Here is a 17,791-nt window from a genome sequence, read left to right as displayed (position 1 = left end):
TGTGCCGCGCGGGCGGGTACCTACGGGTGGCCGATTCGGATCGCTAAGCGGCGGGCGCCGGCAGGAAGTCCGCGACCTCGCTGCCCAGGCCCCCGGCGCGGGCCCGGTCCCGTACGAAGCGGGCGAGCGCGAGGTCGAGGACGCCGAGCCCGAAGGGCGAGTAGACGAGCGGCTTGCCGGGGCGCGGGGCGAGCGTCGCGGTGCCGCGCAGCAGCGCGCCGATGCTCGCGTCGATGAAGTCCCTTCCGTCGGTGGCGAGTTCGGCGAGGTGCACCGAGGTGTTCTCGCGGCACACGTGGTCGGGGTCGTCGACGACGTTGTGGGCGTCGAGCACGGCCCGCACGGTCAGGTCGCGCAGGGAGACGTGCAGCACCACCGTGCCGGGCGGGCACGCGTCCAGCGAGGTGTGCGGGGTCGCGGCGGTGGTGGCGAGGGACACCAGGTCGTGGGCGGCCAGGGCGTCGTCGAGGGTGTCGCAGTGCCGGACGGTGGCCGACGGCAGCAGCCGGGCGTTGTCCTGGGTGAACTTCCTGGCCCGCTCGGCATCCGTGTCGTACACCGCGAGCCGGTCGAGGCCGGGGTGCTCGACGGCGAGGAACCGCAGCACCTCGCGGTTGATGACCCCGCAGCCGATGAGCGTGATCCCGGAGGGCCTGCGGCCCCCGAGCAGTGTGCGGGCGCCGACGGCGGCCGAGGCGGCGGTGCGCTGGGCGGAGATCAGGGAGCCCTCGATGAGCGCCTCGGGCTGTCCGTTGCGCAGGTTGTTGAGCAGGATCGCGGCGCTGGCGCGCTGTACTCCGGAGGCGATGTTGCCGGGGAAGGAGGCGATCCACTTCATCCCGGCGATGTCGTCCTCGCCGCCGTCCGCGCTGCCGCCGAGATAGCCGGGCAGGCCGATGATGCGGTCCCGGGGCCGGTCGGGGAAGCGCAGGAAGACGGAGTGCGGCAGGCTGGTGCGGCCCTCGTCGTGGCGCCGGTAGGCGTCGGCGACGAGGTCGATGACCTCCCTCTCGCGACCTTCGAGGAGTCCCGCGACCGTCTGGTGGCCGATGATCAGCATGTTCCCACCGCCATGGTGTGCTCCGGTTCCTTCCACAGGTGGCTCACTTCGCCGAACTGGCGTCGCACCCATGCGTCGTCGTAGATCGTGTCGAGGTAGCGGTCGCCTCGGTCCGGGAAGATCAGCACGCAGGTGCTGCCCGCCGGAACGCGGTCGGCGAACCGCCGCAGCGCCGTGGTGACGGCGCCGGACGAGCCGCCCGCGAGGATCGCCTCGCGCTGCGTCAGCGTCCGGCAGCCGACCACGCAGTCGAGGTCGGAGACCAGCAACACCTCGTCGGCGAGCGTGGGGTCGAAGAGCGCCGGGCGGATCGCCGCGCCGTGCCCGGGCAGCAGCCGGGGCCCCGGCGGGCCGCCGAACAGCACGCTGCCGAGCGCGTCCACGCCGACGAGCGTCGTGGACAGGCCGTGCTCGCGGATGTACTCGGCGCAGCCGCGCAGGGTTCCGCCGGTGCCGGTGGCGCAGAACAGGTAGTCGACCTGGTCGTCCAGCGCCTCGGCGATCTCCCGCATGGTCCGGGTGTGGGCCCGCGGGTTGAGCGGGTTCGCGTACTGGTTGGGCCAGTACGCGCCGGGCAGGGCGGCCACCAGTTCCCGTACCCGGGCGAGCCGGGCCGGCAGGTAGGCGCCGGTCTCCGGGTCGGGTTCGGTGACCATGTCGACGGTGACCTGGTAGGCCCGCAGGATCGCCAGGTTCTGCCGGGTGGTCTTGGGATCGACCACGCAGATGAAGTCGACCCCGTAGTAGCGGCAGATCTGCGCGATCCCGATGGCCAGGTTGCCGGAGCTGGACTCCACGACCGTGGACCGCCCGGGGATCAGCTCGCCGCCCCGGATCCGGCCGAGGAGCATGGACAGTGCGGACCGGTCCTTGACGCTGCCGCCGGGGTTGAAGCCCTCGAGCTTGGCGAGGACCCGGGAGGGGAAGCGGGGCAGCAGGCCGCCCAGTTCCACCAGATGTGTGTCACCGATGGCGTCGAGGATGCCGTCGAGCACCGGTCGTGGCGTCATGGCCGGGCGCTCCTGCCGGGATCGTGGTCCATCACGGGGAGAACGGTCACGGGGTGCCGTTCGTGGTCGGTCACGGCATGCCGTTCGTGGTCGGTCACGGCATGCCGTTCGTGGTCGGTCACGGCACGACGCTCGTGGTCGGTCACGGCGTGCCACCGGGTCCGCCGCTGCCCAGGGCGAGCAGCGCCCGGCGTTCCGCGTCGCCGGTGAGCGGGATCCGGGCGACACGCCGGCCGGGATCGTCCGCGGCCGCCTCGACGAACCGGATGAAGAGGTCGAACAGCCGCTCCGCCGTGGCCCGTTCGAAGAGGTCTGTGTCGTAGCGGAGGGCCACCGTGAGCCCGTACACGTCACGGGTGATCTCCAGCGAGAGGTCGCACTGGCCTTCGAGGTGCGGGATCTCCAGGTACGTCGTCTCGATGCCCGCCACGTCCATCGGCTCGCCCGAGGCGGCGCCGCCCATGCCGGGCCCGAACCGGTCGGTGGCGACCATGGTCACGGAGATCCGGTAGAGCGGTCCCGGCGTGGCCGCGTCGCGGGCGACCAGCGGGTACGGGTAGGAGACGCGCGCGGTGGCCTGCCGGACCCGGTCGGCCGCCCGGTCCATCGCGTCCGCGAGGGTGGTCTCCCGGTCGAACCGGCCGCGGATCAGCACCGGGTTGACGAAGTAGCCCACGACCTCGGAAGCGGAGGAGCGCCGCGTGGACGCGGGGCAGGCGAGCAGGAAGTCGCTCTGGCCGCCCCAGCGGTGCAGCAGGGCCTGGAAGGCGCCGAGCGTGAGGGCGAACGGGGAGACGCCGCGCCGCGCGGCGGTGCGCAGCACCTTGTCGGAGAGCCGGTCGGGCAGCCGGCGCAGCAGGCTCGCGCCGGACTGCGAGGACACCGCCGGGCGGGGCCGGTCGGTGGGCAGTTCCGCGGCCCGGGACCCGGCTGCCTCCTCCTGCCAGAACTCCGCCTGCCGCTTGCCGCGCGAGGAGTCGAGGAGCACCTGTTCCCGCTCCACGAAGTCGTCGTAGGAGACGGGCAGCGGTTCCCAGGCGGGCTCGCGCGCACCGGTCGCGAAGGCTTCGTAGGCCTGGAGCAGATCGCGCCACAGCAGCCACTGGGAGAAGGCGTCGGTGGCGATGTGATGGGTGACGACGAGTGCCACGGCGTCCTCGCGGCGGCGCAGCAGTACGGCGCGGAAGGGGCCCTCGGTGTCCAGCCGGAAGGGCCGTCGCACCTCCGCCGTGACGAGTGCGTCGAGCTCCTCGTCCGTGGCGTCCGGCACCTCATGGACCGTCAATTCACCAAGTACACCCACCTCTTGCACGATCCGGCACGGCTGTCCGTCGGTCTCCGTGTAGAGCGAGCGGAGCATGGCATGACGGTCTGTCAGGGCGCGGACGGCGCGGCCGAGGATCTCGGGGTCCGGCGCGGGCGTCATCCGGGCCCCGCCCGCGAGGTTGTACGTCGCGCTGTCGGGGGCCAGGCGCTGCAACAGCCACAGCCCCTCCTGGCCCACCGACAGCGGGAGCGGTGTGCCGCGGACGGTGTCCACCGTCGTCCCCTCCTGGTGAGGGTGCCCCGCCCGCCCCTCCTGGTGGAGTTCCGCCGGCGGCCCCCCGTGGTGAAGTCCCACTGTCAGACCTCCGCTTTCGCCGTGGCGAGGAAGGCGACGACGTCCCGCACCCGCAGCAGCTCGGCGACCGTCTCGTCGGGCACCGCCAGGCTGTAGGTCTTCTCGACGGCGGCCAGCAGGTCGACCCGGGTGAGCGAGTCCATGCCGAGCTCCTCGAAGCTGGAGTCGGCGTCGATGTCGCCCTCCAGGTCGGGAGCGGTGCGCTGGACGAGTGCGATGACCTCGGCGGTCAGGGCGTCGGTGGTCAGCTCGTCAGTGGTCATGTGAGGTTCCGTCTCTGTCGTCGTTACGTGTGGAGGAAGGTGCGGGCGGCCGGTCAGGGCATGCGGACGACCTGTCCCGCGTAGGTGAGGCCGGCGCCGAAGCCGAGCAGCAGCACGTGGTCACCCGGGGTGGAACGGCCGCTGTCGTAGAGGCGGCTGAGCGCGAGCGGCACCGAGGCGGCGGAGGTGTTGCCGGTGTCGACGACGTCGTTGACGACGCGCTCGGGCGGCAGTTCCAGCTCCCGGGTGAGGGTCTTGATGATGCGGTTGTTGGCCTGGTGCGGCACGAACCAGTCGATGTCCGCCATGGTGATCCCGGCGGCGGCGCAGGCGCGGTGGGCGACGTCCGGCATGGTCGCCGTGGACCACTTGTAGACGAGCGGGCCGTTCATGGAGACGTACTCGCGTCCGTCGGGCCGCTCGGTGAGGCCGAGGACGCTGTGCCGGGCGCCGTCGCTGCCCCACACGGCGGGGCCGATGCCGGTGCGCTCTGCGCGCGAGACGACCGCGGCGCCGGCCCCGTCGCCGAAGATGACGAAGGTGTCGGGGTCGTTCGGGTCGATCCAGTCGCTGGTGCGTTCCGCGCCGACCACGAGGACGTGGCGCGCCTCGCCGAGCCGTACGGCGTTGGACGCCATCGCCATCGAGTAGGTGAAGCCCGCGCACACGGCGTTCAGGTCGTAGGCACCGGAGTGGGGCAGTCCGATGCGGCTGGCCACCTCCGGGGCGATGCCCGGCATACGGCGCTTGCGGGTCGCGGTGGCGACGATGGTCAGGTCGACCTCCGCGGGGTCGATGTCGGCCATGACCAGGGCCTTCTCACCCGCCGCGACCGACATGGTGACCAGGTCCTCGGCCTCGCCGGCGTGGTGCCGGGTCTTGATCCCTGTCCGCTGCTCGATCCACTCGGGGGAGACCGTGGTACGCGGCGACAGCTCCTCGTTGGACAGCAGCCGGGCGGGCCGGTAGGCGGCGATGCCGGTGATGCGGGACCCGTGGGTCGGCGGGGTCAGATAGGTCTCCGACGGGGCCTTCGCGGCTTCGGGTCGTGCCATGACGTCCTCAACTCCCCTCGTCCGACGGGGCGTCGGACGGCTCGGCCATGGCCACGGCGATCCGCCGGGGCCCGGTGAACGGCTCGCGCGCGTGCGCGGTGAGCATGTTGTCGACGATCAGCACGTCGTCGCGCTGCCAGTCGAAGCGGACGGAGTTGGCCCGGTAGACGGCGCGCAGATGGTCCGTCACCTCGTCCGGGATGACTCCCCCGTCGCCGTAGTACGTGTTCGTGGGCAGGTCCTCGTCCGGGAAGATCGCCCGCAGCCCGGCGCCGACCTCCTCGGCCACCGTGGTGACATGGAAGAACGTGGCGTGGTTGAACCAGACGCGTTCGCCGGTCAGGGGGTGGCGGTGCACGGCGGCGCGTATCGCGGTGGTGCGCAGTCCGCCGTCGGGCCGCCACTCGGCGACGATGTGCCGCTCCTCGCAGTACGCGATCACGGCGTCCTGGTCCGTGGTGTTGAACGCCTCCTGCCAGGGCACGCCGAACCCGGCGTGGAAGTTGCGCACGACCTGCCAGCCGCGCCGCTCGAACTCCTCGCGCACGTCCGGGTCGAGGGCCGCCAGCACGCGCCGGGTGTCGGCGAGCGGGGTGGCGCCCTGGGTGGTGGGCGGCTCGGCGCAGTAGAAATAGAGGGTGCCGGGCCAGACCGCCTGGTAGGAGTTCTCGTTGTGCAGGAAGATCTCCTCGCCCGGCGGATAGTCGGTCGAGGTGTAGACCTGCCCCTTGATCGTGCTGCGGGGCGAGGAGCGCTCCGAGTACGCCAGCGGTGGTGTGCCGGAGAAGGCGCGCACGACGGCGTCGAAGCCGTCGACTCCGCCGATGGCGTGGCCGCGCAGCAGGACGGCGCCCCGCTGGGTGAGCGACCGGCGCAGCTCGTCTCGGTGTCGGGCGAGGTCGTCGAGGACGAAGACGCCCTCGGTGGCGCGGTGCAGCGCGGGAGCGGTGCCGGTGCCGGCCCAGCCGGGCAGGACGTCGGTGTCAGCGGTCGTCATGTCGCTCGCCGCCTCTCAGTCGGACATCGCGACGAGGACCCGGCGGTCACCGGTGAACGGCCGTCGCCCGTGGGCCAGCAGCACGTTGTCGATGAGCAGCAGATCGCCCCGGCGCCAGTCGACGTCGACGGCGACGGCGAGGCCCCGGTCGCGGATCTGGGTGACGTGTCCGGCGGGAATCGGGCTCCCGTCGGCGAACTTCACCATCTGCGGAAGCTCGTCCTCGGGGAGGATCGCGGCGAGTTCGGCGGCCGTGTCGTCGCCGAGTCCGGCGGGGTGCCACTGGTCGGCCTGGTTGAACCAGACCTCGACGTCCGTGACGGGGTGCCGGGTGGTGGCCGGGCGCACCGACTCGACCCGCAGGCTGCCGTCCCGGCGCCAGGTCCACTCGGCGCCGGTGCCGGACAGGAACTCCTCGACGTCGCCGCGTTCCTTGGTCTCGAAGGTGTCCTGCCAGCTCTTGCCGAGCCCGTATCCGTCATGCAGGTTCTGCACGTAGCGCACCCCGCCCGCGAAGGCCTCGCGTACCTCGTCGTCGAGTGCGTCCAGCCAGCGGTGGGCGTCGGTGACGGGGGTCGCGCCGCCGCCCCCGGGGGTCACCTCGCAGTAGAAGGCGAGCCGGGTGGGCCAGGCGTGGGCGTAGCTCATCTCGTTGTGCATCGAGATGGTGTACTCCCGCGGGTACTCCGTCGACGTGTACACGTTGCCGCCGACCTTGGTGCGCGGCGAGTTGCCGTGGACGTACGCCAGTCGGTGCGGCAGCAGCCGGTCCAGCGCCGTGTCGAGCGTCTCGGGCGTGATGCCGAAGCCGCGGAAGACCAGGCCCTTCTCGCGGACGAGGAGGTCGTCCAGACCGGGGTCCAGGGCGTCGATCCGGGCGAGCAGTGCGTCGGCGCCGCCACCGTCCGCGGCCTCGATCTCCAGCGGCGCCCAGGTCTCGGTGTTGGTCATGGAGCTGTCCTCGCAGTCGTGGCGGTCTGGTGGGCGAATGCGGCGGCCCCGATCCGGTCCGGGTCGAGCCGCGCGGCGATGTCCGCGGTCAGCTCGGCCTCCCGCGGGGCCAGATAGAAGTGGTCGCCGGGGAACGACCGCAGGTCGAAGCCGCCGGTGGTCAACTCGGCCCAGGCGGCGACGCGTTCGACCGCGCAGCCCGGGTCGGCGGCCCCGACGTACGCGGTGATCGGGGCCCGCAGCCGGGGCGGCCGCTCGGGGGCGTACGTCTCGATGAGGCGGTAGTCGCTGCGCAGCACGGGCAGCAGCAGCTCGCGCAGTTCCGGTACGCCGTAGGGGTCGCCGCCGAGGGTGCCGAGCCGGCGGACCGAGGCGAGCAGGACGTCGTCGGCGGCCCGGTGCAGGCTGCTGCGGGGCGCGCGGTGCGGGGCGTTGCGCGCGGACAGGAACGCGTGCACGGGACCGGGGCCGGTCTCTTCGAGGCGGGCCGCGACCTCGTACGCCACGGCGGCGCCCATGCTGTGCCCGAACAGGGCGAGCGGAACGTCCCGGTATCCGGCCAGTGCCCCGGCGACCGAGCCGGCGAGCTCGTCCATGGACTCGGCACACGGCTCGGTCATCCGCTCCTGACGTCCGGGGTAGCGCACGGCGAGCACCTCGACGTCGCCGGGCAGCCTGAGGGACCAGCCGTGGAAGAGCTGGGCGTTGCCGCCGGCGTGCGGGAGGCACACCAGCCGCAGCCGGGGGGTGCGTGCCGCGGGATAGCGGCGAAACCACAGATCCTCGGAGGTCACAGCGCCATGCCCCCGTCGACGCGCAGCACCTGGCCGGTGATGTACGCGGCCTGCGGCGAGACCAGGAACGAAGCGAGGGCGGCGACCTCGTCGGGCTGTCCGAACCGCCCGAGCGGAATGCGGGTCAGCGCCCCTTTGACAACGTCGTCGGAGAGCCCGGCGACCATCTCGGTCTCGATGAATCCGGGGGCGACGGCGTTGGCCCGTATGCCGTAGCGCCCGGCCTCCTTGGCCAGCGACTTGGTGAGGCCGATGATGCCCGCCTTGGACGCCGAGTAGTTGGCCTGGCCCGCGTTGCCCGCGACTCCGGCGACCGACGACAGGGTGACGACGGCTCCCGCCCGCTCACGGATCATCGGGCGGATCACGGAGCGCAGCAGGTGGTAGGTGCCGCTCAGGTTGGTGCTGACGACCGAGTGCCAGTCCTCGTCCCCCATGAGGGCGAGCGGCCGGTCCCGGGTGATACCCGCGGACGTCACCACGGCGTCGGGGGTCCCGAGCTCCGCCTCCACGGCGGTCACGAACTCCTGCACCTCCTGGCGGACGGCAACGTCCACCCGGCGGACCAGCGCCCGGCGCCCCGCGTCCTCGATCTCCTTCTGCACCAGCTGCGCCGCCGCCTCGTCCGACCGGTAGCAGATCGCCACGTCGAAGCCGTCCCGCGCCAGTCGTACGGCGACGGACCGTCCGATGCCCCGCGATCCCCCGGTCACCACCGCCACCCGTGCCGCGCTGCCGTCCCGACCCATGTCCGAGCCCCCTCGTCCGTTCGAATGAGTCGAGCGTGGGTTCGGTCGCTATATGGGGCCTATACGGTGTCCAGCACGGCCTTCGGATGGCCGGTGCGGCGACCCGGGCATAGCGTTCTGAGGGGGCTTGCCGCGGGAGGAACACCATGAAGCTCGACAGGCCGGTGACCGGCGGACCCTGCTGGACCGAGCTGGGGACCACCGACCTGGAGGCGGCCAAGCGTTTCTACGCCGACCTCTTCGGCTGGCGCCCGGAGACCGATCCTCGCCAGGAGGCGGGCGGCTACACGGTCGCGCACCTCGGCGACGCCGCGGTCGCCGCGCTCTCGCCGCTGTACCAGGAGTCGCAGCCCGTCGCCTGGACCGTGTCGTTCGCCGTCGCCGACGCGGACGCCGCCGCGGCAGCCGTGACGGCCGCCGGCGGCACGGTCGTCCTCGGCCCGATGGACGTGTTCGACGTGGGCCGCTTCGCGGTGGTGTTCGATCCGGGCGGCGCGGCCTTCCAGCTGTGGCAGCCGCGGGCCTTTCCCGGTGCGGGGCTGTTCAACGCCCCCGGCGCACTCGGCTGGGTGGAGTTGATGACCCGCGCCCCGGACCGGGTCAAGGAGTTCTACACGACGGTGTTCGGCTGGACCGTCAGCGCCTCGGACTACTACCCGCAGTGGGGCATCGACGGCGCCGACTTCGGCGGCATGGTGACGATGGGCGACAAGTTCCCGCACGAGGTGCCCTCGCACTGGATGCCGTACTTCACCGTCGAGGACGTGGACGCCACGGCGGACGCCGCCGTCCAGGCGGGCGGGCACCTGCTCATGGAGCCCATGTCCGTGCCGCATGGCCCGCGGATCGCGGTCCTGCGGGACCCGCAGGGGGCGGCCTTCGGGGTGCATGCGGCGGGCGAGGAGGGTTAGGGCCTGTCCGGCGGATCAGGCCGGAGGAAAGCGGCGCGCCTCATCAGGCTTCCAGCCCCGGCTGTGCAAAGTCCGCGAGAGTGCGCTCATGCTGATGTCGACGATCGTGCGGAGCTGCTTCTGGCTCGCCCGGGCCCTGCTCATCACGGCCAGCGACTGGTTGACCGCCGTGATGTGAGTGGCGTAGTTCTCGGCGTCGCCGTCGGCCAACTCCGCGGTGTTCAAGGCGGTCCGCAGCCGCGCATGCTGAAGCGCCACAGCTTCGATCGCACGCGTGGCGATAGCGGGGCTGAGTACGGGTGTCGCCATCGCGGTCTGGGCGACCAGGCATCCGTCCGGCACGGCGGGGTCGGCGATGCGTTGGAGGGTGACCTCGAAAAACGCCTGTATCGCCCGCAGCGGTTCCCCGGACGCACCGGAGGAAAGCGCCTGCTCGTACCTGTCTCCGTACCGGACGGCGTAGCGGTCCAGGCAGCGCAGGTAGAGCGAGTCTTTGTCGCCGAACGAGGAGTAGAGGGAGCTTCGGTTCAATCCGGTCGCCTTGGAGAGGTCGTCGAGCGAGGTGTCGGCGTACCCGGCCCGCCAGAACTGGACCATCGCCGCGTCGAGCACGGTGTCCACGTCGAACTGCTTCTTCCCGGCCATCCCGCATGCACCCCGTTCTCGAGCCGGCCCCGTCGTGGCCTTGCCCATCCTATCTTGAACTGAACAGTCCAAGATGGGTTAGGCTCGATGCATGACCGACGCCAGCATCGCCCCGAACGGCTCTCCCGGCCAGAACCACGTCCCCGGGCTGCCGCTGCGCGACCTCGCGGGCTTCACCCACCGCTGGGTCGATGCCGAAGGAATCCGGCTGCACGCCGTGGAAGGCGGCCGGTCGAGCGGCCCCACCGTCGTGCTGCTCGCCGGGTTCCCGCAGACCTGGTGGGCGTGGCACAAGGCGATGCCGCGCCTTGCCGAGCGCTTCCATGTGATCGCGGTCGACCTGCCGGGACAGGGCCACTCCGATCGTCCCCAAGGGGGCTACGACACTCACACCCTCGCTTCGCGCGTCCAGGCCGCGCTGACCGCGCTCGACGTGCCGAAGTACTGGCTCGTCGCCCACGACATCGGGGCCTGCGTCGCCTTCTCGCTCGCCCTGAAGTACCAAGAGCGCCTGCACGGTGTCGCTCTGCTCGACGCCGGCATCCCAGGGATCACCCTCCCCGACGCCATCCCGACCGACCCCGACCGGGCCTGGAAGACCTGGCACCTCGCATTCCACCTGGTGCCCGACCTACCCGAGACGCTGCTCACCGGCCGCGAGCGTGACTACGTCGGCTGGTTCCTGAGGGTCAAAGCGCTGTCACCGAACACCTTCGACAGCGCCGATATCGACCACTACGCCGCCTCCATCGCGGCCGAGGGAGGGCTCCGAGCGTCTCTCGCCTACTTCCGCGACGCCGCCGAATCAGCGCGTCTGAACCATGACGCTCTCGGACGAGGGCACTTGACCCTCCCGGTCCTGGGAATCTCCAGCTCCCACGGCTCCATCCCCGATATGGCCGCCTCCATCAGCCCCTGGGCGGACAACGTGACCGGCGTCGTCATCCCGGAAGCCGGACACTTCATTCCCGACGAGCAGCCCGACGCAACTGTGGACGCGTTGACCGCGTTCATCGATCACGCGCGTGTCGGGTAGAGCGAGTCGGGTAGGGCGAGTCGGGGAGTTCGCCGACACCGCCACCAGATCCTCCGCACCCTCGCCGAACCGGCAGTACTAGGGCAGCGGTCCTCCGGGCCGCATCGGTGTGAGCTGGTGGATGCCGTGGGCTGACCCCACCTCCGCGATCGTGGCCACGTCGGGCGGTCCCGACGCGTCGAGGATCTCGGCGACCTCCCGGATGTAGTGCTCGTGACCGGCCGGCGCGGCGAGGAAGAGCATCCGGGGGGCGTGGAGCCCGGGTCTTCGGCGTCACCGGGGTGCGTCAGCGCGGCAGCCCCAGTCGGCCCTCCAGCTGACCGAGCAACTCGCCCAGCAGGTCGGCCAGTTCACGCTGCCGGGTGCGGTCGACGGCGGACAGGACCGTCGTCTCGTACGCGAGCTGCTCGGGGAGGATGCCGTCGACGAGTTCGCGCCCCGCGTCGGTGAGCCGGACGTGCGCGACCCGCCGGTCACGGGTGTCACCGCGTCGCTCGACCAGACCGCGCTCGGTCAGCTGCTTGAGCCGCTTGGTGACGGCGGCCCCCGAGGAGAACGTCTCGCGGGCGATCTCGCTGGGGGTCAGTTCGTGCCCGGTGCGCCGCAAGGTGCCGAGGACGTCGAACTCGGGCCGGGTGAGCCCGGCCCTGCGCAGCGGGGCGTCCTCGGCCTGCTGGAGGAGCGCGGCGCAGCGGTTGACCCGGCCGATGATCTCCATGGGCCCGGTGTCGAGATCGGGACGCACCGCCTGCCACTGCCGGACGACGGCGGCCACGGTGTCGCCGGGGGGCGCCGGTTCGACGGAGGCGCTCGCCGCCGGCTCGGCACGCAGGGCGGAGGCCGCCGCGTCAGGGGCGCCCTCCCCCTCCGTACGCCCGGCCGGAGCAGCCGCCGCCGGGGCACCCTCTGGCTCCGCCCGCCCGGCAGACGCCCCCTCCGCCCCGGCAGAGGCAGCCCCCGGCTCCGCTCGCCCATCCGCTCTCGTCATGCCCGCGCACCCTCCAAGCAGTGCAGTCCCTGCCGTCGTACCGTCGCCGCGAGCGTACGGTGTCCGGCCTGCTCAGCGTGCATGACCCGCTCCTCCGGCAGGGCGCGCTGCCACCATTCGCCGGCCGCGGCGTCGGCGGTGGCGCGCAGATCGACGACGGCCGCGGCCAGGGCGCGGCGGGCGGACTCCAGGGCACCGGGCGCGGGACGCTCCTGGGCCACGACGGTGAGGGCGTGGTCGCGGGCGCGCTCCGCGGCGGACAGGGCGTGCTCGATGCGGTCGCCGGCCCGCCGGTTGGTGACGGCGATCGCGGCGACGAAGCCGACGAGCGCGCCCACCAGGGTGTCCACGACGCGGTCGGTGATCAGCGCACCGGACTGCTGGGTGCGCGCGAACTCGGTGATCAGCAGGGCCATGGGGGTCACACAGATGCTGCCGAGCCAGTAGTTGCGGCTCATCAGCGCCTCGGCGCCGAAGTTGAAGGCGAGGCAGCACAGGACGAGGGCGGCCTGACCGAGGTGGGCGAGGGGCGCGACCGCGGCGAAGACGAGCACGCCGACGAGGTTGCCGACGACGCGCTGCACACCCCGGCTCCAGGTCAGGGTGACGTTGGCCTGATAGAGCGAGGCGGCGGTGACCAGCGCCCAGTAGGGGCGGCCGACGCCGAGGGCGAGCGAGACGTATCCGGCGAGGGCACAGCCGAGCGCGGTGCGCAGGGCGATGGGAGCGAGCGGGCCGAGGCGGCGCAGCAGCGGCGGTTCGCCGAAGGCGAGTGCGGCCTCCACACCGAGCAGTTCGTCGGCGGCGTCCGCGAGGTCGTCCGGGCGCGGCACGGGCCCGGTGCCGCGCAGCTCGCGGGCCCATGCCCGCAGCCGCTCGGGCTCGGTGTCGGCGGGCACGGCGAGTGCGACCTCGGCGCGCACGACAAGCCGTTCGAGGGCGCGCCGGGGCGCGGAGCGGGCGCCGGTGGACAACAGCGACTGCCAGGCGCCGTGCACGGCGGCGGCCGCGGCAGCTCGGGCGCGGGCGGCCCCGTCACCCTCGCCGCGCGACGCGACGTAGGCCGCCGTGGCGTTCAGGGCGTGCACGGTGGCGCGCCGCTCCGGCCCGTGCGGGCGGACGAGACCGGGGGCCATCCCGACGATCCAGGCCCAGACAGCCGCCGCCCCGCCCAGCGCGAGATGGCCCGGCACCTGGCCGAGGGTCTGTGGCGCGAACAGGAACGCGGAGGAGATGAAGGCGAGGACCACATGGCCGGGCGGACCGACGCGCGTGGCATCGCACACGGTCTTCTGCACGGCGGCGAGCAGCGCACCGACCGTGACCAGCACGACGGCGTCCGTGGTGAGCGAGGCCGTGACGAGGGCGACGGCGAGACCGCCGAGCATGCCGAGCACCACCCAGGCGAGGGCACGGGCCCGGGCGGCGTACGGGCGGTTGTGGGCGTAGAGCGCGCAGAGCGACCCGGCCATCGTGTACATCGCCAGGTCCAGCCGGCCGAGCGCCAGGAGCGTCAGGTTCGGCGGAGCGACCGCGCAGACGGCACTCAGCGCGGGCTTGAACCAGATGTCGGAGGGCCGGCCGATCCGCAGCACCCCGGCCAGCGGGAGGCGAGGCACACAGGAAGTCCGGGGACGGGTCGCACTGCTCATACCCACAACCTTAGCAGGTGTTTTACTTGTAAAACATAAATCGGCATCCCGCGCCCCACAGCCCCCACCTGCGATGCACCCCCGCACGCTCCCCCGCGTACACCCTTGCGCTCGCTTGCGCACCCGCAATTCCGGGCATGCCCCGACCGACTGTCCGATGTCCGACATCGTCCAGCGGGGAGGTACACGGTGCACGGACCGGCTTCGCCCGGCTGGCTGCTCGTCGTGCTGTGCGCGGCGACCGGGGCCTACTGCCTGCTGCGGATGCGCAGTCCCTTCGAGGAACAGCGGCGCACCGCGGGCGGCGAGGCGCTCATGGGCTTCGGCATGGCCGCGATGGCCGTACCCGCGGCGGTGGCCACCCCGCCGCGCTGGACCTGGCTCGCCTACGCCGCCGTGTTCGGCGCGAGCGCCGTACGCACTCTGTGGGCGTCCCGCACGGGCCCGCACCACCTGCACCACCTGATGGGCGCCGTGGCCATGGTCTACATGGCGACGACGATGGCCGCCGCACCCGGCCATCACCACCACGGCGGCGCCGGAGTCCCCCTGCTCAGCGGCGTATTGCTGCTCTACTTCTCCGGCTACGTCCTACGCTCCGGCGTCCGCCTCCTCCCCCTCACCACGCCGGTCACCGCCCCCGCATCCCCCGAGACCCTCAACTGGGGCGACCGCCCCGAACTCTCCCAGGCCTGCCGCCTGTCCATGGGCATAGCCATGCTGGCGATGCTGGTCACGCTCTGACATCGGCCCACGAGAGTTCGAGCCTTGCGATCGAGACTTGGGTTCGAGCCTTGGGTTCGAGCCTTGGGATACGGGAATTCAGGCTTCGCTGCTGTACGAAACCGTGGCGTACGTCACTTTGGCGTCGCGGCCCGTATCCACCGGCTGTGCCGCGCTCATAGGCTTCGCCTCATGATGGTCCCCGCGGCACTGCTGCTGCTCGGCGCCCTGGCCGCCGTGGTCGCTCCGCGGCTGCTCGCGCGGGCGAGCTGGTCGGACCGTGAACCGGTGGTCGCGTTGTGGGTGTGGCAGTGCGTGGTGGCGGCCGTGCTGCTGTGCTGCGTGCTGTCGATGACGCTGAGCGCGGCCGCGGCGTGGGTCGCCGTGCGCGGGCATCTGTTCGGGTCGGCGCCACGCTCGGTCGTGGACGCCTACGCGCTGAGCACGGGCGGGGCCTGGGCGGCGACGACCGCTGTCGCGCTCGCGTGCGGGGGCGCGTGGACCGCCGCGATGCTGATCCGCGAGATCGTACGAACCCGGGGGCGCCGTCGGCGCCGGCGGGCCGAACTCCTCGTACGCGCACCGGTGTTGCCCGGCGAGGAGCCGGGTGCCGACCGGCTGGTGGTCCTGGAGGGCGAGCGCCCCGACGCCTGGTGGCTGCCCGGTGCGGCACCCCAACTCGTGATCACCACAGCAGCGTTGCGCCGTCTCAAGGGGCGCCAGCTGGATGCCGTACTGGCGCATGAGCAGGGGCACGCGCGGGCCCGGCACGACTGGCTGCTGCACTGTTCGGCCGCGCTGGCCGTCGGCTTCCCGCAGGTGCCGGTGTTCGCCGCGTTCCGCGACGAGATGCACCGCCTGGTCGAACTCGCCGCCGACGACATGGCATCGCGCCGCTTCGGCCGGCTCACCATCGCTCTCGCGCTGGTCGAACTCAACGAGGACCGGGGTGTGTTCGGTCCCTGCCCCACCCCGGACGCCCACGTCCCGCAGCGCGTCCAGCGCCTCCTCACTCCCCCGGACCGGCTCACCGCGGCCAGGCGGCTGCGACTGACGGCGGCGGCCGCGCTGGTACCGGTGATTCCGGTGCTGGTCGCGTTCGTACCGGGGCTTCGGGCGCTGGGCTAGGAAAATTCCCTCCGCCCGGGCCGGACTGAGGCCGGACTGGGTCAGTGCCCCCTCGGCGTCCCGGGGTTGGCCTCCCAAGTTGGCCTCCCACCGCGTCCGTCCGCGAGGATCACCCCATGTACTCCGCGCCCGTCGGCTCACCGTCCCGCACACGGGGCCACCCCCGCACCGCGGCTCGCACCGCGGCCGCACTCGCCCTGCCCTCCGTGCTGCTGCTCCTGCTGGTCGCGTCCTCCTGGCACCCCCTGCTCGCCCTCGACGGCGACATCGCCCGCACCACACACACCTGGGCGGTCGGCCATCCCAGCGTCACTCATGTGTTCCGGATCCTGACGGACTGGGTGTGGGACCCGCTGACGCTGCGCGCGGTGTGTGGGGCCGCCACGATCTGGCTGGTGTGGCGGCACTCGGCATGGTGGCTCGCCCTATGGGTGGTAGCCACGTGTGCGCTGGGCACCGGGCTGCAGCAGGGGCTCAAGTCGGCGGTCGGCCGCGAGCGCCCCGTCTGGACCGACCCCGTGGACTCCGCCCACTACGCGGCCTTCCCCTCCGGCCACGCCATGACCGCCACGGTGGTGTGCGGAGTGCTGCTCCGGCTCCTCCTCCTGTACGGCGCCGGGCGCGCCCTGTGGCGTACGGCCCTGACCCTGGCCGTGCTCTCGGTCGTGGGCGTCGGCCTGACCCGTGTCTGGCTCGGCGTCCACTGGCCGTCGGACGTCGTGGGCGGCTGGCTCATCGGCGCACTGATCGTCGCGCTGGCGGTGACCTCGTACGAACGGTGGCCCGGCTCAGGACAGGAACGCGCGACGCGACCCAGGACCCCCTGAGCCGCGAGGCTCAGGCCATCCCGACTGCGCGGCTCAGGCCATCCCGACCGCGCGGCTCAGGCCATCCCGACCCGCGCGACCCAAGACTGCCCGACGCCGCACCCCGAGACACCCCAGGACACCCCGAGCCGCGCGGCCCGAGACTCCCCGCCCCCACGGCCCAGAACACCCCGAGCCCAGCGGGCCAAGAACCCCCGCCCCGCGCGACCCAAGACGCCCTTGACCGCCTCGGCCGTGCCCCGAAGGATCGGGCCCATGACGATCAAAGGCGTGCTCTTCGACTTCTCCGGAACCCTCTTCCGTATCGAGTCCGCGGACTCATGGCTGCGCGCGGTGCTGACCGAGGCCGAACTCTCCGTGCCCGAAACGGAGTTGATCCGGGCGGCGCAGGCCCTGGAATCCGCCGGCGCACTCCCGGGCGGACCCCTTCCGGCGCAGCCGATGCCGGAGGCCCTCGCCGAGGTCTGGAAGATCCGCGACCAGTCCGCCGAACTGCACCGCGCCGCGTTCACCGGCGCCTCCCGCCGGGTTCCGCTGCCCGACCCCCGGCTGCACGACGCGCTGTACGACCGTCACATGACAGCGGCTGCCTGGAAGCCGTACCCCGACGCGGCCGACGTGCTGGGCGCGCTGCGCGAGCGCGGGCTCGCGGTCGGAGTGGTCAGCAACATCGGCTGGGATCCGCGGCCCGTGTTCCGCGAGCACGGCCTCGACCCGTACGTCGGCACGTACGTCCTGTCCTACGAGCACGGCATCCAGAAGCCGGATCCGCGACTGTTCAAGACCGCCTGCGACGCGCTCGGCGTCGCACCCGAGGACACCCTGATGGTCGGTGACGACCGCCGGGCGGACGGCGGGGCGGCGGCCCTGGGCTGCCAGGTGCACTTCGTGGACCATCTCCCGGTGGCCGCCCGCCCGGAGGGGCTGCGTCCCGTCCTGAGCCTGGTCGGCTGACCACCACGCACAACCGCCCGGCGCGCTCCCTCAGCCCTGATAGCCCTCGACCTGCGACTCGGGACGCACCCGCGCCTCGTCCGGGTTCTCGCCGAACTCGGACTTCGCGCGCCGCTGGCGCAGCAGGTCCCAGCACTGGTCGAGCTCGCGCTCCAGCTGTCCGAGCCGTTCGTGTTCGGTGTCGCTGTCGATCCGCCCGGACGTCAGGGCGTCGCGCAGTTGACGCTCGTCGTCCACCATCGCCGTGATCCTGGCCAGGATCTGCTCTTGATCCATGTCCGTACGCCTCCTCGGGGGACTCCCGCCCACTCTAAGGAGCACACGGTGGCTCTGCGAGAGGGAAGCAGTAGCCCTAGGACACCATCTGCGGCCTTGCCCGTCCGACCTGGGACGATCCCCCGCGTCGCCCCAGGTCGGCGGCAGCCCG

21 protein-coding genes are annotated in these 17,791 nt (G+C 72.4%); 6 read left to right on the top strand and 15 right to left on the bottom strand.

From position 1 onward, the window contains the following. Positions 1-43: 43 nt before the first annotated feature. The 10 genes from sbnB to fabG all read right to left on the bottom strand — a co-directional run bounded on the left by sbnB (position 44) and on the right by fabG (position 8,500). Complete coding sequence (sbnB, locus tag ACFVXA_RS18855) at positions 44-1,060, bottom strand: 2,3-diaminopropionate biosynthesis protein SbnB (protein ID WP_390025676.1); 1,017 nt, start codon at positions 1,058-1,060, stop codon at positions 44-46. Then, a complete protein-coding gene (gene sbnA, locus ACFVXA_RS18850; protein ID WP_390025674.1) occupies positions 1,054-2,070 on the bottom strand; it encodes a 2,3-diaminopropionate biosynthesis protein SbnA in 1,017 nt (338 codons plus the stop codon). Before sbnA ends, sbnB begins: the two co-directional genes overlap by 7 nt. Beyond that, a complete protein-coding gene (locus ACFVXA_RS18845; protein WP_383904738.1) occupies positions 2,067-2,192 on the bottom strand; it encodes a hypothetical protein in 126 nt (41 codons plus the stop codon). The genes sbnA and ACFVXA_RS18845 overlap by 4 nt, the downstream gene beginning before the upstream one ends. Before the next feature lie 20 nt (positions 2,193-2,212). Further along, a complete protein-coding gene (locus ACFVXA_RS18840; protein WP_383735597.1) occupies positions 2,213-3,610 on the bottom strand; it encodes a condensation domain-containing protein in 1,398 nt (465 codons plus the stop codon). A gap of 83 nt (positions 3,611-3,693) precedes the next feature. Continuing rightward, a complete protein-coding gene (locus ACFVXA_RS18835) occupies positions 3,694-3,954 on the bottom strand; it encodes an acyl carrier protein (RefSeq protein WP_362015447.1) in 261 nt (86 codons plus the stop codon). A 53-nt stretch (positions 3,955-4,007) separates the two neighbouring features. Next, positions 4,008-5,009 carry a beta-ketoacyl-ACP synthase III gene (locus ACFVXA_RS18830; RefSeq protein ID WP_383735599.1) on the bottom strand — a complete coding sequence of 334 codons (1,002 nt, stop codon included), beginning with the start codon at positions 5,007-5,009 and terminating at the stop codon, positions 4,008-4,010. Positions 5,010-5,016: 7 nt separating this feature from the next. Next, entirely contained in the window at positions 5,017-6,006 is a 990-nt protein-coding gene (locus ACFVXA_RS18825; RefSeq protein WP_390025672.1) for a TauD/TfdA family dioxygenase, read from the bottom strand. 15 nt (positions 6,007-6,021) lie between these two features. Further along, the gene (locus ACFVXA_RS18820) at positions 6,022-6,957 is read right to left on the bottom strand and encodes a TauD/TfdA family dioxygenase (RefSeq protein WP_389752889.1); all 936 of its coding nucleotides are present in this window, start codon (positions 6,955-6,957) and stop codon (positions 6,022-6,024) included. Further along, positions 6,954-7,751, bottom strand: coding sequence for an alpha/beta fold hydrolase (locus ACFVXA_RS18815; protein ID WP_362015437.1), 798 nt, complete (start codon positions 7,749-7,751; stop codon positions 6,954-6,956). The genes ACFVXA_RS18820 and ACFVXA_RS18815 overlap by 4 nt, the downstream gene beginning before the upstream one ends. Continuing rightward, positions 7,748-8,500 (bottom strand): 3-oxoacyl-[acyl-carrier-protein] reductase, encoded by a 753-nt coding sequence (gene fabG, locus ACFVXA_RS18810; protein ID WP_362015435.1) that lies wholly within the window; start codon positions 8,498-8,500, stop codon positions 7,748-7,750. Before fabG ends, ACFVXA_RS18815 begins: the two co-directional genes overlap by 4 nt. A gap of 146 nt (positions 8,501-8,646) precedes the next feature. On the opposite strand from fabG, the gene ACFVXA_RS18805 reads away from it, so the two are divergent. Beyond that, complete coding sequence (locus tag ACFVXA_RS18805) at positions 8,647-9,411, top strand: VOC family protein (RefSeq protein ID WP_362015432.1); 765 nt, start codon at positions 8,647-8,649, stop codon at positions 9,409-9,411. Between the two features lie 15 nt (positions 9,412-9,426). Here the strand turns inward: ACFVXA_RS18805 and ACFVXA_RS18800 are convergent, their stop codons facing one another. After that, positions 9,427-10,056, bottom strand: coding sequence for a TetR/AcrR family transcriptional regulator (locus tag ACFVXA_RS18800; RefSeq protein WP_389463587.1), 630 nt, complete (start codon positions 10,054-10,056; stop codon positions 9,427-9,429). Positions 10,057-10,147: 91 nt separating this feature from the next. Here ACFVXA_RS18800 and ACFVXA_RS18795 point away from each other — a divergent pair, with 91 nt between their 5' ends. Then, on the top strand, positions 10,148-11,092 hold the full coding sequence (locus ACFVXA_RS18795; RefSeq protein WP_389752887.1) for an alpha/beta fold hydrolase: 945 nt from the start codon (positions 10,148-10,150) through the stop codon (positions 11,090-11,092). A 78-nt stretch (positions 11,093-11,170) separates the two neighbouring features. On the opposite strand, the gene ACFVXA_RS18790 is transcribed toward ACFVXA_RS18795, so the two are convergent. The 3 genes from ACFVXA_RS18790 to ACFVXA_RS18780 form a co-directional block, all read right to left on the bottom strand. Continuing rightward, positions 11,171-11,335 carry a hypothetical protein gene (locus tag ACFVXA_RS18790; protein WP_390025670.1) on the bottom strand — a complete coding sequence of 55 codons (165 nt, stop codon included), beginning with the start codon at positions 11,333-11,335 and terminating at the stop codon, positions 11,171-11,173. A gap of 43 nt (positions 11,336-11,378) precedes the next feature. Then, positions 11,379-11,924 carry a MarR family transcriptional regulator gene (locus tag ACFVXA_RS18785; protein ID WP_362015961.1) on the bottom strand — a complete coding sequence of 182 codons (546 nt, stop codon included), beginning with the start codon at positions 11,922-11,924 and terminating at the stop codon, positions 11,379-11,381. A 152-nt stretch (positions 11,925-12,076) separates the two neighbouring features. Next, positions 12,077-13,732: an FUSC family protein gene (locus ACFVXA_RS18780; RefSeq protein ID WP_390025668.1), complete on the bottom strand. Its 1,656-nt coding sequence runs from the start codon at positions 13,730-13,732 to the stop codon at positions 12,077-12,079. 189 nt (positions 13,733-13,921) lie between these two features. Between ACFVXA_RS18780 and ACFVXA_RS18775 the strand changes: the two genes are divergently transcribed. The 4 genes from ACFVXA_RS18775 to ACFVXA_RS18760 all read left to right on the top strand — a co-directional run bounded on the left by ACFVXA_RS18775 (position 13,922) and on the right by ACFVXA_RS18760 (position 17,364). Further along, positions 13,922-14,476, top strand: a complete 555-nt coding sequence (locus ACFVXA_RS18775) for a DUF5134 domain-containing protein (RefSeq protein WP_362015419.1) — start codon at positions 13,922-13,924, stop codon at positions 14,474-14,476. Positions 14,477-14,647: 171 nt separating this feature from the next. After that, positions 14,648-15,583, top strand: a complete 936-nt coding sequence (locus ACFVXA_RS18770; RefSeq protein WP_362015417.1) for a M56 family metallopeptidase — start codon at positions 14,648-14,650, stop codon at positions 15,581-15,583. A gap of 116 nt (positions 15,584-15,699) precedes the next feature. After that, a complete protein-coding gene (locus tag ACFVXA_RS18765) occupies positions 15,700-16,410 on the top strand; it encodes a phosphatase PAP2 family protein (protein ID WP_390025666.1) in 711 nt (236 codons plus the stop codon). Positions 16,411-16,665: 255 nt separating this feature from the next. Then, positions 16,666-17,364, top strand: coding sequence for an HAD family hydrolase (locus ACFVXA_RS18760; RefSeq protein WP_384397861.1), 699 nt, complete (start codon positions 16,666-16,668; stop codon positions 17,362-17,364). 30 nt (positions 17,365-17,394) lie between these two features. Here the strand turns inward: ACFVXA_RS18760 and ACFVXA_RS18755 are convergent, their stop codons facing one another. Beyond that, positions 17,395-17,640, bottom strand: a complete 246-nt coding sequence (locus ACFVXA_RS18755) for a DUF2630 family protein (protein WP_362015409.1) — start codon at positions 17,638-17,640, stop codon at positions 17,395-17,397. Positions 17,641-17,791: the final 151 nt, after the last annotated feature.

The sequence above is a fragment of the Streptomyces sp. NPDC058246 genome (assembly GCF_042881985.1).
Lineage (GTDB): Bacteria > Actinomycetota > Actinomycetes > Streptomycetales > Streptomycetaceae > Streptomyces.
This window is presented reverse-complemented; position numbering and strand designations above follow the sequence as displayed.